The organism is Yersinia sp. 1252 StPb PI, assembly GCF_048593885.1.
Taxonomy (GTDB): Bacteria; Pseudomonadota; Gammaproteobacteria; order Enterobacterales; family Enterobacteriaceae; genus Yersinia; species Yersinia enterocolitica_E.
In genome coordinates this window covers 1-14,439 of record NZ_JAZGQE010000129.1, presented here as the reverse complement: position 1 = coordinate 14,439, position 14,439 = coordinate 1, and the positions used below count along the sequence as shown (strand labels likewise).

Here is a 14,439-nt window from a genome sequence, read left to right as displayed (position 1 = left end):
CTCGGAATATATTTTAATTTACTTTTACACCACATATTATTTACACAAAATAAGTCTATCTACGAATTTAAAATCAGTATTTCCCATGAGTAAAAGGCTAATTACTGTTGTTTTTCCTTAACATCCGCAGTCTGGCAACTATGTCCCACCGCCAACATATTGTTGCTATTAGTAAATTACCACGCAAGGCAACATCTGTGACCCCCTTAACATAAAGTGTCAACAAGCCGCTGACACAATCTTAAGCATGTTTACAGTCTTGCAACCTTCCCGTAAAATGCCCGCACACATGAAACGACAATAGAGCCCTTTTGTAATTGAGGTCGTTAGATGAGACTTAAGAAATACATTAAAAATATGGGTATGTTGTCTTTATTTGCAGCCACTGTAATGCTCAGTGGTTGCGATATGGCATTGATGAACCCCAAAGGCGCAATCGGAGTCGAACAAAAAACACTGATACTTACTGCTATCGGTTTAATGTTGATCGTCGTAGTTCCGGTTATTTTTATGGCGTTTGCTTTTGCATGGAAGTTCCGCGCGTCCAACAAAAGTGCGACCTACACCCCCAACTGGTCCCATTCCAACAAAATTGAGCTTGTTGTCTGGGCTGTTCCAATCATTATCATCGCTATTTTGGCGACGATAACCTGGAAAACCTCCCACGAACTTGACCCGTTCAAACCTATCGTAGTGGCTGGTAAAGAACCGATCACTATTGAAGTGGTTTCCCTTGACTGGAAATGGCTGTTTATCTATCCAGAACAAGGTATTGCTACAGTTAATGAACTGGCCTTCCCTACTGACGTTCCGGTGAATTTCAAAATCACTTCTAACTCAGTAATGAACTCGTTCTTTATCCCTCAGTTAGGCGGGCAGATTTATGCGATGGCCGGGATGCAAACCAAACTGCATCTGATTGCTAACGAACCTGGTAAATATAATGGTATTTCCAGTAGCTTCAGTGGCAAAGGCTTCTCTGGTATGAAATTCACTGCAATCGCAACACCGACGCAGGAAGAGTTCAACCAGTGGGTCGCACAGGTGAAAAAATCGCCGAACACCCTGAATACCACTGACGATTTCAATAAACTGGCTGAACCGAGCGAAAATAACCCGGTTGAGTATTTCTCCAGTGTTAAACCGGAGCTGTTTAAAGGAATTATTGGCAAGTTTATGGGCGATATGAACATGCACCAGAAAGGCGATGATACCCATTCAGGTATGGATATGAGCCAGGGCATGGATATGGGCGAACACGCCGCTCACGCCGGAGCCGAGGAATAAAACGATGTTGGGAAAATTAACACTTGATGCGGTTCCGCTACACGAACCAATCATTATGGTTACCGTTGCTGCAATTGTCCTGGGTGGGCTGGCTCTTGTTGCTGCTCTGACCTATTTCGGCAAATGGAAATGGTTATGGAGCGAATGGCTGACTTCGGTTGACCATAAAAAAATCGGTATCATGTATATCCTGGTCGCCATGGTCATGCTGTTGCGTGGTTTTGCCGACGCTATCATGATGCGTAGCCAGCAAGCACTTGCTTCCGCTGGTGAGGCCGGCTTCCTGCCACCTCATCACTATGATCAGATCTTCACCGCTCACGGCGTTATCATGATTTTCTTCATGGCGATGCCTTTTGTTGTGGGTCTGATGAACGTGGTCGTACCGCTACAAATCGGTGCTCGTGACGTTGCCTTCCCGTTCCTGAACTCATTGAGCTTCTGGTTCTTTGTGGTCGGGGTGGTGTTAATTAACATCTCTCTGGGGGTCGGTGAATTCGCGGGAACCGGTTGGTTGGCCTATCCGCCACTATCAGGTAAAGAGTACAACCCAGGTGTCGGGGTAGATTACTGGATATGGAGTCTACAAATCTCCGGTCTGGGGACCTTGTTGACCGGTGTTAACTTCTTCGCCACTATTTTGAAAATGCGTGCACCTGGCATGTCGATGATGAAGATGCCTGTCTTCACATGGGCGGCACTTTGCACCAACATTTTGATTATCGTTTCCTTCCCGATCCTGACCGTAACTGTCGCGTTACTGACTCTGGACCGTTACCTTGGCACCCATTTCTTTACCAATGATATGGGTGGCAACATGATGATGTACATCAACTTGATTTGGGCCTGGGGCCATCCAGAAGTGTACATTTTGGTCCTGCCGGTGTTCGGGGTGTTCTCCGAGGTTACTGCGACCTTCTCTAAAAAACGTCTGTTTGGTTACACCTCTTTAGTTTGGGCAACCATCGCTATCACCGTATTGTCATTTATCGTTTGGCTACACCACTTCTTTACTATGGGATCCGGTGCCAACGTTAACGCCTTCTTCGGTATAGCTACGATGATCATTTCCATCCCGACCGGGGTGAAAATCTTCAACTGGTTGTTCACCATGTATCAGGGCCGTATTCAGTTTCACTCTGCAATGCTGTGGACCATTGGCTTCATCATCACCTTCTCTATCGGTGGGATGACCGGGGTTCTGCTGGCGGTTCCAGGTGCGAACTTCGTACTGCACAACAGCCTGTTCCTGATTGCCCACTTCCATAACGTGATTATCGGTGGTGTGGTGTTCGGTTGCTTTGCTGGCCTGACTTACTGGTGGCCTAAGTCCTTTGGCTTTACGCTTAATGAGAAATGGGGTATCCGTGCCTTCTGGTTCTGGATAATCGGTTTCTTCGTAGCCTTTATGCCGCTGTATGTTCTGGGCTTTATGGGTATGACCCGTCGTCTGAGCCAAGATATCAATCCAGAATTCCACGCGATGTTGATGGTGGCTGCTGGTGGTGCAGTACTGATTGCCTGCGGTATTTTGTGTCAGGTTATTCAGGTCTTCGTCAGTATCCGTGACCGCGAACAAAATCGTGACTTGACCGGTGACCCATGGGGTGGCCGTACGCTGGAGTGGTCTACCTCTTCCCCACCGCCGTTCTATAACTTCGCCGTAGTGCCTGAAGTTGTTGACCGTGACGAGTTCTGGGATATGAAAGAGAAAGGTGAAGCGTACAAACGTCCGGCGAAATACGAAGAAATCCACATGCCGAAGAATACCGGTGCAGGTGTGATTATTGCTGGCTTCAGCTTGATCTTCGGCTTTGCCATGATCTGGTACATCTGGTGGCTGGCCATTATTGGCTTCGTCGGCATGATTGTTACCTGGATTGTGAAGAGCTTCGACGAGGATGTTGATTACTATGTGCCAGTTGCAGAAGTTGAGCGCATTGAGGATCTTCATCATGAACAAATCAGCAAAGCAGGCGTGAATCATGTCAACTGAAACTCTGACTAACCACAACGTCGCCCATGCAGAGCATGGGCATCACGATGCGGGAGCGACGAAAGTCTTCGGCTTCTGGATCTACCTGATGAGCGACTGTATTTTGTTTGCGACCTTGTTCGCAACCTATGCAGTGCTGGTAAACGGGACCGCTGGCGGTCCTTCAGGGCGGGATATCTTCGATTTGAACTTTGTTCTGGTCGAAACCTTCCTGTTGTTGTTCAGTAGTATTACTTACGGCATTGCGATGCTGGGCATGAACAAAGGCCATAAAAACCAGGTCAACACCTGGTTGGGTCTGACCTTCTTGTTCGGTCTGGGCTTTGTGGCAATGGAAATCTATGAATTCCATCACCTGATTGCTGAAGGCTATGGCCCGGATCGCAGTGCGTTCCTGTCTAGCTTCTTCGCACTGGTTGCCACCCACGGTATTCACGTTACCGCAGGTCTGGTCTGGATCATCATTATGATGATTCAAGTAGCAAAACGCGGATTGAATGAAACCAACCGCACCCGTCTGATGTGCCTGAGCTTGTTCTGGCACTTCCTGGACGTGGTGTGGATCTGCGTATTCACCGTTGTCTATCTGTTAGGAGTCATGTAATGAGTCATCCAACATCTAGTCACCCAACAACGACTCACGGTGGAGCCAGCCACGGTAGCTTGAAGTCATATCTTATTGGCTTCATTCTATCGGTGATTCTGACAGTTATTCCATTCGCTATGGTGATGAGTGGTACCGCCTCTCATACAACTATTCTGGCCACAGTGGTCGGTTTAGCTGTGGTGCAGATTATTGTGCATCTGGTGTACTTCCTGCACATGAATGGATCGTCTGAAGAACGTTGGAATCTGGTGGCGTTCCTGTTCACCGCTATGATTATCGCAATCGTTGTAGTGGGCTCACTCTGGATTATGTACAACCTCAACATCAATATGATGGTTGACTGAAGAGCTGCATGTGATGATTAAGCAATACCTGCAAGTAACTAAACCAGGAATTATTTTCGGCAATTTAATTTCTGTCGTTGGGGGATTTCTCCTCGCTTCCAAAGGCGTGATTGATTACCCCCTTTTTCTCGTCACCCTGATCGGTGTCTCGTTAGTTGTTGCCTCCGGGTGCGTATTTAACAACTATATCGACCGTGATATCGATAGCATCATGGAGAGAACGAAGAATCGTGTCCTGGTCAAAGGGCTTATCGATCCGAAAGTGAGCCTGATTTATGCGTCCGTACTGGGTATTGTTGGCATGCTGTTGCTCTACGTGGCCGCCAATCTATTAGCAATGATGCTGGCGATTATCGGTTTCGTTATCTATGTCGGGGTTTATAGCCTCTACATGAAACGCAAGTCAGTCTACGGAACATTGATCGGCAGCTTGTCAGGAGCCGCACCACCCGTAATTGGTTACTGTGCGGTCACCGGCCAGTTCGATATGGGTGCATTGATTTTGCTGCTGATTTTCAGTCTGTGGCAGATGCCGCACTCCTATGCCATCGCAATTTTCCGCTTTAAGGATTATCAGGCTGCCAACATTCCGGTTCTGCCGGTAATAAAAGGCATATCGGTCACCAAAAACCATATTACCCTGTATATTCTGGCGTTTATGGTTGCGACCCTGATGCTGACATTAAGTGGTTATGCCGGTTATAAGTATCTGGTTGTCGCAGCGGCGGTCAGTGTCTGGTGGCTGGGTATGGCATTACGTGGCTACAAAGCGACCAATGACAGCGTATGGGCGAGAAAACTCTTTGTCTTCTCAATCATTGCTATTACATCATTGAGCGTCATGATGTCAGTCGATTTCAATGTCCCTTCCTCGGTTGGATTACTGACTTACGTCGGGTAACACCTAGCGCATTGATAGACACAAATAGAGTGGCTGATGGGCCTGTTCCTGCCAGCCACTTTCTCTTTCTGCCCTACCCTGCTTTCACCTAAAATCTCGCCTGTAATACATTCTAAACATCAATAGATTTACCGGCCCCTATTAACATCATTACAATACACCCTATAGATTTCAAAGTGCGGCCAACACACCGGCACCTTGAAAGATGACGATATCGTGCAGAATGTTTTTTGAGGTGTAATGAACGACAATAAAATGACTCCGCTTGAGCTTCGGGCAACCTGGGGGCTGGGCAGCGTTTTCTCACTGCGCATGCTGGGCATGTTTATGGTTTTGCCGGTTCTCACCACCTATGGTATGGCACTGTCTGGCGCCAGCGAAGCGCTAATCGGCATAGCCATTGGCATCTACGGACTGGCTCAAGCTATTTTTCAGATCCCCTTTGGATTAGTTTCCGATCGTATTGGCCGCAAACCGCTGATCGTGGGCGGCCTGTTAATTTTTGCCCTTGGTAGTGTGATTGCTGCCATGAGTGACTCTATTTGGGGCATTATTCTGGGCCGCGCGCTACAAGGCTCCGGTGCCATTGCCGCCGCCGTCATGGCGCTGCTATCTGATTTGACCCGTGAACAAAATCGCACCAAAGCCATGGCATTTATCGGTGTCAGTTTTGGTATTACCTTTGCGATTGCCATGGTGCTCGGGCCAATAGTCACTCATGCCTTTGGCCTGCATGCCCTGTTCTGGGCTATCGCCATACTGGCGCTATTAGGGATTGTCATTACATTAGCTGTGGTGCCGGATGCTGATAACCATGTACTTAACCGCGAGTCCAGTATTGTTAAAGGTAGCGTCAGTAAGGTGTTAAGTAACAGCCGGTTGCTTAAGCTCAATTTTGGCATTATGTGCCTGCATATTTTGCTGATGTCGAGCTTTGTTGCATTACCGCAGATTATGGCCAGCGCAGGTTTAGTCCCGGCTCAACACTGGAAAGTGTATCTGGTGACAATGCTGATTTCATTCGCAGCGGTGGTGCCGTTCATTATTTATGCTGAAGTCAAACGCCGCATGAAACAGGTCTTTATGGGCTGCGTTGCGGTGCTGTTTGCCGCCGAAGTAGTGCTGTGGTCTGCCGGCCACAACCTCTGGGTGATTATTGCTGGTGTGCAATTATTCTTCATTGCGTTCAATGTGATGGAGGCTATTTTACCCTCGTTGATCAGTAAAGAGTCACCAGCCGGGTATAAAGGCACGGCAATGGGGATCTATTCCACCAGTCAATTTATTGGCGTAGCTATTGGCGGCAGCTTGGGGGGATGGCTATTTGGCATGGAAGGGGCAAGTATGGTGTTTGCTGGCGGTGCGGTGATTGCGCTCGTGTGGTTTGCAGTCAGTGCCACTATGCAAGAACCGCCCTATGTCAGTAGCCTGCGCATTACCTTATCTGAATTGGCGGTGAAAGACTCCGCATTGGAACAGCGGCTCAAGGCTCAGCCAGGGGTGACAGAAGCGGTTGTAGTGATGGCCGAACGCAGTGCATATATCAAAGTTGATACCAAACAGACTAATCGCAACCAGTTAGAGCAGTTAGTTAACGCGGTATAAGAGAGCGCTAAGGTACAAAGGCTATCAACACCTTTGTACCTGGCTCGTTAACTCAATATCAGTCGCGGAAGTTATTGAACTGGAACGGCTGCCCCAGATCAGCACCACGAATCAAGGCCATGACACTCTGTAAATCATCACGCGCCTTGCCTGTTACCCGGACTTGTTCGCCCTGAATTTGTGCCTGAACTTTCAGCTTGCTGTCTTTAATCAGCTTAACCAGCTTCTTAGCCTGGACACTTTCGATCCCTTGTTTCAGCTTGGCGTCCACACTGTAGGTTTTCCCACTGCGCTCCATCTCTTCCGGGATTTCTAATGCAGCACCTTCAATACCACGCTTGCTCAATTGAGCACGTAAGATATCCAACAACTGCTCAACCTGAAAATCAGATTCGCTGACGACTTTGATACTTTCGTTCTTTTCATTTAGCTCAAAACTCGCCGGAACATTACGAAAATCCCAACGGTTCGCCAGATCACGGGTGGCGTTTTCAACTGCGTTACGCACTTCCTGCATATCAATTTCAGATACGATGTCGAAAGATGGCATATTCCCTCCTCCTGATAAGATGACTGGCAAGCATAATAACCGCTTTATCTACGCAGACAAAGCCATGCCGCAGACAATTACTCAACGAAGCCGCGGTTATTAACGGACCCGATTTGTTGCTAGCCCTGCGTTTAATGACTAAAAAGTCTATAATCAACACATAACATTTAGAACGATGCAGTGTGCTTTCCGCTTACACCAAGGGGGTTTCAATGAAAATTACTGTGCTTGGTTGCGGAGCTCTCGGGCAGTTATGGCTATCAGCGCTGTATCAGCAAGGCCATGATGTACAAGGCTGGCTCCGTGTGCCACAGCCCTTTTGTTCAGTCAATGTTATTACGTTAAGCAATGAGGCGTTCAACCAGAACCTACCGACTAATGATCCAGAGCATTTGTCGAAAAGTGAATTATTACTGGTGTGCTTAAAGGCGTGGCAAGTATCCAGCGCTGTCATCGCCCTATTACCCAAGCTTAACCCTGAGTGTAAAATTTTACTGCTGCATAATGGTATGGGCACAGAGGACGAACTGCCGCGCCATGAGTATACCTTCCTGCATGGTGTAACCACTCATGCAGCCCGACATGACGGCAACACGATAGTCCATGTTGCCAGTGGGGTTACGCATATTGGCCCAACCTCGCCAGCGGCAATAGATATCAGCCATCTGGCCGATGTACTACATCAGGCACTGCCGGATGTCGCCTGGCATAACGATATATCAGCAGCTTGTTGGCAAAAACTGGCGGTAAACTGTGTAATTAACCCGCTCACAGGGCTGTATAACTGCCGCAATGGTGACTTGCAGCGCTACCCGGAGCTGATTAGCAGTTTATGTGCCGAGGTAGCCAGTGTTATGGAGATGGAGGGCTACCACACCTCAACCAGCAGCCTGTTAAGCTATGTTAACGATGTTATCCAGAGTACCGCAGATAATACCTCGTCGTTATTGCAGGATTTACGCTGCCAGCGGCATACCGAGATAGATTACATTACTGGTTATTTACTGCGGCGTGCGCGCAACCACGGTATGACGTTACCGGAAAATGCCCACTTATATGATTTAATAAAACGTAAGGAAAATGAGTATGAGCGTATCGGCGCTGGTTTGCCTGGCTCCTGGTAGCGAAGAGACCGAGGCGGTCACCACTATTGATGTTCTGGTGCGCGCCGGTATCGAGGTAACAACCGCCAGTGTCGCCAGTGATGGAGCATTGGAAATTGTCTGTTCACGCGGTGTCCGCTTGCTGGCAGATACCCGTTTAGTGGATGTGGCGGATCAGAAATTTGATGTGGTGGTCCTGCCTGGTGGTATAAAAGGTGCGGAATGTTTTCGCGATAGCCCGCTGCTGGTTGCTACTGTGCGTCAAACCCATAATGAAGGACGACTGGTGGCCGCCATTTGCGCTGCTCCCGCCTTGGTACTTGAGCATCACAATTTGTTCCCTGTTGGCAATATGACCGGCTTCCCAGCACTGAAAGATAAAATCGATGCCACTAAATGGATGGATCAGCGGGTAGTTTATGATCGGCGGGTGAATTTGGTCACCAGCCAAGGGCCGGGTACTTCCATCGATTTCGCACTGAAGATCGTATTTTTGCTGCTCGGCAGGGAAAAGGCCGAAGAAATCGCCTGGCAGTTGGTACTACCGCCAGGGATTTATAACTATACCCTTCAGACTTGAAGCCGCAGGGTTGTTAGCTACGCGCACTACTCGGCCCGTCCATGAGCCTCGCCTCTGCGAGGCTGCTGACTATCCCCAACAAGGCGTCGCGAGCAAAGTCAGTCTGGGTGCGCCCTGCGCGCAGAACCCGGAGCGTACACATAGTACGTGAGGAGTTCGAGCACTGCGCAAGCCCAAAATCCACACGCGCAGTAGCCGTCAATTATTCAAAAACTAAGGGCGGTACACTTTTACGTTTGTATACCCCTGCTCACGCAAGTAAAGCGCCTGCAAACGACTCATCACCCCGCGATCGCAATACAGCAGATAAGTCTTGCTCTGATCCAGACTGGCGAATTGCGAACTCAGTTTATAGAACGGTAATGCGTGAACTTCTACACTGCCCACGTTAAGCGGCTTTTCGTCCTGCTCATCCGGTGCGCGAATATCCAGCAACACATCGGTATCGGCCAGTTCAGCAACGGTTTCAACCTCAACAACCTGCTCACGGCTTTGCTCGGCAATTTCACGAATATCAACGTTTTTAGCTTCGCTGACGACCCGGTCCAGAATAGAGAAATCAAAGTGGGACTCCTCTTCTTCAATCTTGGCTTTGACCGCTTTCACCGTAGGGCTTTTGGAAATCACGCCGCAATATTCCGGCATGGTTTTTGCGAAATCTTCAGTGCCTATTTGCCGCGCCAGATTAATGATGTGCTCTTTATCATGGGAAATCAGTGGGCGCAAAATCAGGGTGTCTGAAGCATTATCAATTAACCGCAGATTGGTTAATGTTTGGCTGGAAACTTGCCCCAGTGCTTCACCGGTAACCAGTGCCTGCACACCATAACGTTCTGCAACCTGCGATGCCGCACGCACCATCATGCGCTTGAGTACTACGCCCATCTGACCATCTTCGACTTTTTCGAGAATTTCGCCGACAACCGGTTCAAAATCAATAGCAACAAAACGCACCCGATGGGAGCTGCCAAAACGGTTCCACAGATAATGAGCTACCTGCTTGACACCAATTTCATGAGCCGAGCCGCCGAGATTGAAGAAGCAATAATGCACGCGGCAACCACGACGCATCAGCATATAGCTGGACACACCCGAGTCAAAACCGCCTGAAATCAGCGATAACACATCTTCTTGTGTGCCGATCGGGAAACCACTCAACCCTTCATGACGCGCCTTGATCAGTGTCAGTTTGTCCTGATCAATTTCTAAATGAACCGTAACCTGAGGATGGGTCAGTTTAACTTTTGCACTTTCAATATGTTGATTCAGACCGCCGCCAACATAACGTTCAACATCACCTGACGAAAATTCATGCTTACCGCGGCGCTTCACCCGCACACAGAAAGTTTTCCCGATCAGTGTCTCGCGATAGGCTGCCAGTGTCTGCTCAAAAATATTGTGCATATCGGTGTAGCTGCGATCTTCTACTTCGAGAATATGGTGAATCCCCGGCACGCGGGTCAACGCATCACAGATAACCGGGCCAAGATTGTCATCTTTGGTACGAATTTCAATATGATCCCAATGACGGACTACCGCGAGGGTATCGTCCTCAAGGTTTTTCAGTACATTGCGGATATTCGTAGTAAGGATCTTAATGAAGCGCAATCGCACAGATTGACTCTTGATGGTGATTTCTGGGAACAATTTAATGATAAACTTCATGGCGGTCTTTAGTTGTCTGGTTATGGAGTGATGGCGCTGCTATTGATAGCAACAGTCAAAGGCTTTAGCGAAAACATGCAAGCCGAGGAGTATATCACTATTAGACGTGCCACTGCGTACTAAAAACCCGACTTAAACGTCACGATTTCCCCTTCATTATCCGCTAGAATAGCCGGTAATAATTTTTTGGCCCGAATGTAATTGGTATGGTGAGTTACTCTCAGAAAAAACCTCATTAGCAGGAATGCGTTACGCACCATTAATGTTACGTTTCATAAAAATATCGAGTCGAATAGAGCTATGGCGAAAAAACCCGCAACACCAGAAACCAAAGTGACCAGTTTTGAGACATCCCTCAGTGAACTGGAACAGATTGTGACCCGCCTGGAGTCCGGTGAATTACCGCTGGAAGAAGCGTTAAACGAATTCGAACGGGGTGTGCAACTGGCCCGTCAGGGGCAGCAAACCTTGTTACAAGCGGAACAGCGAGTGCAAGTTCTTCTCAGTGATGATGTAGATGCACCCTTGGCACCTTTCACCCCGGATACTGAATAGCCTTATGTCTATCGCCCACTCATCTGCTGATTTTTATCATCAACTTGCAGCTCATCAGCAACGGGTCAATCAGGCGCTGCTTGATTTTATTGCTCCGCTACCCTTTGGCGACAGCGACTTAGTCGCCGCCATGCGTTATGGTGCCGTGCTCGGCGGTAAGCGGCTGCGCCCTTATCTGGTTTATGCCACCGGCCAAATGTTTGGTCTGTCGCTGACTAATTTAGATGCTCCTGCGGCGGCAATTGAATGTATCCATGCCTATTCATTGATTCATGATGATTTACCGGCGATGGATGACGATGATTTACGTCGTGGGCAGCCGACTTGCCATGTGAAATTTGGTGAGGCCAATGCCATTCTGGCGGGAGACGCACTGCAAACGCTCGCGTTCTCTATTCTGGCTGAAGCGGAGATGCCCGATGTGGCAGATAAAGATCGCTTATCGATGATTGCCGAATTAGCTAAGGCCAGCGGTGTCGCGGGGATGTGTGGGGGTCAGGCATTGGATCTGGAAGCCGAAGCGCGCCAGATTTCACTGGAAGAGCTTGAACGCATCCACCGCCACAAAACCGGCGCATTGATCCGTGCCGCGGTTCGCCTCGGTGCATTGGCTGCGGGCACAGCAGGGCGCGAAGCGTTACCGTTACTTGACAGGTACAGTGAGGCCATTGGTCTGGCTTTCCAGGTTCAGGACGATATCTTAGACGTTATTGGCGATACAGCTACAATTGGTAAACGTCAGGGTTCAGATCAACAACTCGGCAAAAGCACTTATCCGGCACTGCTGGGGTTAGATTGCGCTAAAGCTAAAGCGATGGATCTGTATCAGGAAGCGCTCAGCGCCCTGAATGCCTTGTCAGAGCAATCCTATAACATAGCGCCGTTGCAGGCGTTAGCCTGTTTTATTATTGAGCGTGATAATTAGAAATATACTGACCGTTAATAAACGCTGATATACCCCAAGAACTTAGCGTTGCAGTCAGGCAAAGCAAACCCTTCTGCTGCAACAGATTCTAAGGGTATGCACCCACTTTTGATATGAGCATCGAATGAGCCTTGATATAGCCAAATACCCGACATTGGCACTTGCAGAAAATCCTGAAGAACTGCGCATGTTGCCAAAAGAAAGCCTGCCGAAGTTATGTGATGAACTACGCCAGTATTTGCTCGCGTCCGTCAGTCGCTCCAGTGGGCACTTTGCTTCCGGGCTGGGCGTAGTCGAGCTAACTGTCGCGTTGCATTACGTCTACAACACACCTTTCGACCATCTGGTGTGGGACGTAGGTCATCAAGCTTATCCCCACAAAATATTAACCGGTCGTCGCGAACAGATCGGTACTATTCGCCAGAAAGATGGTTTACATCCTTTCCCTTGGCGTGGTGAAAGTGAATATGATGTGCTCTCGGTTGGCCATTCCTCAACCTCAATCAGTGCAGGCCTGGGGATGGCTGTCGCAGCTGAACGGGAAGGTAAAGGGCGGCGGACTGTTTGTGTTATCGGTGACGGTGCTATTACAGCGGGTATGGCTTTCGAAGCAATGAATCATGCCGGTGATATTCACTCAGACATGCTGGTTATCCTCAACGATAACGAAATGTCTATCTCAGAAAATGTCGGTGGTTTGAACAATCATCTGGCTCAGTTATTATCGGGTAAGCTCTATGCCAGCCTGCGTGAAGGTGGCAAAAAGGCATTTTCTGGCTTACCACCGATTAAAGACCTCTTGAAACGGACTGAAGAGCACCTAAAAGGGATGGTGGTGCCAAGTACCTTATTCGAAGAGTTAGGCTTTAATTATATTGGCCCGGTTGATGGGCACGATGTGCAAGCATTGGCACAAACGTTGAAAAACATGCGTGACCTGAAAGGCCCGCAGCTGCTGCACATCATGACTAAAAAGGGCAAAGGCTACGCACCGGCTGAGAAAGATCCGATTGGCTGGCATGCAGTGCCGAAGTTTGATCCCGCCTCCGGTACTTTGCCGAAAAGCCAGGGTAGCCTGCCGACTTACTCCAAGATTTTTGGTGAATGGTTATGTGAAACCGCCGCCAAAGACAGCCAGTTAATGGCCGTCACCCCTGCTATGCGCGAAGGCTCTGGGATGGTGCGTTTCTCTCGGGAATACCCCCAGCAATATTTCGATGTGGCTATCGCTGAGCAACATGCAGTGACCTTTGCCGCAGGATTAGCCATTGGGGGCTACAAACCGATTGTGGCTATCTACTCCACCTTCCTGCAACGAGCATATGACCAACTGATTCACGATGTTGCCATCCAAAACCTGCCCGTTCTATTTGCTATTGACCGTGGTGGCCTGGTGGGTGCGGATGGCCAAACCCATCAGGGTGCGTTTGACCTCTCATTCATGCGCTGCATTCCAAATATGGTCATCATGACCCCAAGTGATGAAAACGAGTGCCGTCAGATGCTTCACACCGGTTATCACCACCACGGCCCTGCGGCGGTACGTTACCCACGTGGCAACGGCACCGGTACCGACCTGAAACCGTTAGAGATCATGCCGATAGGTAAAGGTATTGTGCGTCGTGAAGGTGAAAAGATTGCCATATTATGCTTTGGTACTTTACTGGCTCAGGCCCAGTTCGTCGCCGATAACCTCAATGCCACCTTGGTGGATATGCGTTTTGTGAAGCCATTGGATGAGGCGTTGGTACTGGAAATGGCTGCCAGCCATGAGGTATTAGTCACCGTGGAAGAGAACGCCATCATGGGTGGTGCGGGTAGTGGCGTGAATGAATTGCTGATGGCGAAACGGCAATTAGTGCCGGTACTGAATCTCGGTTTATCGGACAGCTTTGTGCCACAAGGTGAACAAGAGGAAATGCGCGCTGAGTTTGGGTTAGATGCTGCGGGTATACAACGCCAGATTGAAACGTGGCTGGCGTGATAACAACTTAATTTACACAGATTGAGCCAAGGCCGACCACTCCTACAGCCGCTCCGGTGGCTCGCGCCACTACGACCCGAACGGAGTGTTTCCCTTGGTTCGAATTTCACCTGCAATTTGAAAGATGACCACACATACCCTATAGATTTCAAGGTGCAGGAAGGCGGCAAGTAAGTGCATCCCGATGAGCTGACATGAGTCAGTGATTCGGGTAAGCGAATGCAGCCAACGCACCTGCAATTTGAAAGATGACCACACATATACCCTATAGATTTCAAGGTGCAGGAAGGCGGCAAGTAAGTGCATCCCGATGAGCTGACATGAGTCAGTGATTCGG

14 protein-coding genes are annotated in these 14,439 nt (G+C 48.9%); 11 read left to right on the top strand and 3 right to left on the bottom strand.

All coding sequences use genetic code 11. The annotated features are described in order from the left end of the window. Positions 1-330: 330 nt before the first annotated feature. The 6 genes from cyoA (at position 331) to V2A85_RS16760 (ending at position 6,740) form a co-directional block, all read left to right on the top strand. On the top strand, positions 331-1,287 hold the full coding sequence (gene cyoA, locus V2A85_RS16785) for a cytochrome o ubiquinol oxidase subunit II (protein WP_083160033.1): 957 nt from the start codon (positions 331-333) through the stop codon (positions 1,285-1,287). Between the two features lie 4 nt (positions 1,288-1,291). Continuing rightward, on the top strand, positions 1,292-3,283 hold the full coding sequence (gene cyoB / locus V2A85_RS16780) for a cytochrome o ubiquinol oxidase subunit I (RefSeq protein ID WP_372558192.1): 1,992 nt from the start codon (positions 1,292-1,294) through the stop codon (positions 3,281-3,283). Next, the gene (locus V2A85_RS16775; RefSeq protein WP_083160037.1) at positions 3,273-3,887 is read left to right on the top strand and encodes a cytochrome o ubiquinol oxidase subunit III; all 615 of its coding nucleotides are present in this window, start codon (positions 3,273-3,275) and stop codon (positions 3,885-3,887) included. The genes cyoB and V2A85_RS16775 overlap by 11 nt, the downstream gene beginning before the upstream one ends. Next, positions 3,887-4,234 (top strand): cytochrome o ubiquinol oxidase subunit IV, encoded by a 348-nt coding sequence (locus tag V2A85_RS16770; protein ID WP_032812973.1) that lies wholly within the window; start codon positions 3,887-3,889, stop codon positions 4,232-4,234. The genes V2A85_RS16775 and V2A85_RS16770 overlap by 1 nt, the downstream gene beginning before the upstream one ends. A gap of 13 nt (positions 4,235-4,247) precedes the next feature. After that, on the top strand, positions 4,248-5,135 hold the full coding sequence (cyoE, locus tag V2A85_RS16765; RefSeq protein ID WP_420071889.1) for a heme o synthase: 888 nt from the start codon (positions 4,248-4,250) through the stop codon (positions 5,133-5,135). 240 nt (positions 5,136-5,375) lie between these two features. Beyond that, positions 5,376-6,740: an MFS transporter gene (locus tag V2A85_RS16760; protein ID WP_102970458.1), complete on the top strand. Its 1,365-nt coding sequence runs from the start codon at positions 5,376-5,378 to the stop codon at positions 6,738-6,740. Between the two features lie 58 nt (positions 6,741-6,798). Here the strand turns inward: V2A85_RS16760 and V2A85_RS16755 are convergent, their stop codons facing one another. Further along, positions 6,799-7,290 carry a YajQ family cyclic di-GMP-binding protein gene (locus V2A85_RS16755; RefSeq protein WP_083160041.1) on the bottom strand — a complete coding sequence of 164 codons (492 nt, stop codon included), beginning with the start codon at positions 7,288-7,290 and terminating at the stop codon, positions 6,799-6,801. A 212-nt stretch (positions 7,291-7,502) separates the two neighbouring features. Between V2A85_RS16755 and panE the strand changes: the two genes are divergently transcribed. Both panE and yajL read left to right on the top strand, forming a co-directional pair. Continuing rightward, complete coding sequence (gene panE, locus V2A85_RS16750; RefSeq protein WP_420071888.1) at positions 7,503-8,414, top strand: 2-dehydropantoate 2-reductase; 912 nt, start codon at positions 7,503-7,505, stop codon at positions 8,412-8,414. Further along, positions 8,377-8,973: a protein deglycase YajL gene (gene yajL / locus V2A85_RS16745; protein WP_372558189.1), complete on the top strand. Its 597-nt coding sequence runs from the start codon at positions 8,377-8,379 to the stop codon at positions 8,971-8,973. Before panE ends, yajL begins: the two co-directional genes overlap by 38 nt. A 213-nt stretch (positions 8,974-9,186) precedes the next feature. On the opposite strand, the gene thiI is transcribed toward yajL, so the two are convergent. Next, the gene (gene thiI, locus V2A85_RS16740) at positions 9,187-10,638 is read right to left on the bottom strand and encodes a tRNA uracil 4-sulfurtransferase ThiI (protein WP_372558188.1); all 1,452 of its coding nucleotides are present in this window, start codon (positions 10,636-10,638) and stop codon (positions 9,187-9,189) included. Positions 10,639-10,938: 300 nt separating this feature from the next. Between thiI and xseB the strand changes: the two genes are divergently transcribed. From xseB to dxs, 3 genes are all read left to right on the top strand, one after another. Then, positions 10,939-11,193 carry an exodeoxyribonuclease VII small subunit gene (gene xseB, locus V2A85_RS16735; protein ID WP_372558187.1) on the top strand — a complete coding sequence of 85 codons (255 nt, stop codon included), beginning with the start codon at positions 10,939-10,941 and terminating at the stop codon, positions 11,191-11,193. A 4-nt stretch (positions 11,194-11,197) separates the two neighbouring features. Then, positions 11,198-12,118, top strand: a complete 921-nt coding sequence (ispA, locus tag V2A85_RS16730; protein ID WP_372558186.1) for a (2E,6E)-farnesyl diphosphate synthase — start codon at positions 11,198-11,200, stop codon at positions 12,116-12,118. Positions 12,119-12,242: 124 nt separating this feature from the next. Beyond that, positions 12,243-14,102: a 1-deoxy-D-xylulose-5-phosphate synthase gene (gene dxs, locus V2A85_RS16725; RefSeq protein WP_420071887.1), complete on the top strand. Its 1,860-nt coding sequence runs from the start codon at positions 12,243-12,245 to the stop codon at positions 14,100-14,102. A 69-nt stretch (positions 14,103-14,171) separates the two neighbouring features. Here dxs and V2A85_RS16720 read toward each other — a convergent pair. After that, positions 14,172-14,439, bottom strand: a 268-nt coding sequence (locus tag V2A85_RS16720; protein ID WP_420071886.1) for a hypothetical protein, incomplete at its 5' end; no start/stop codon positions are given.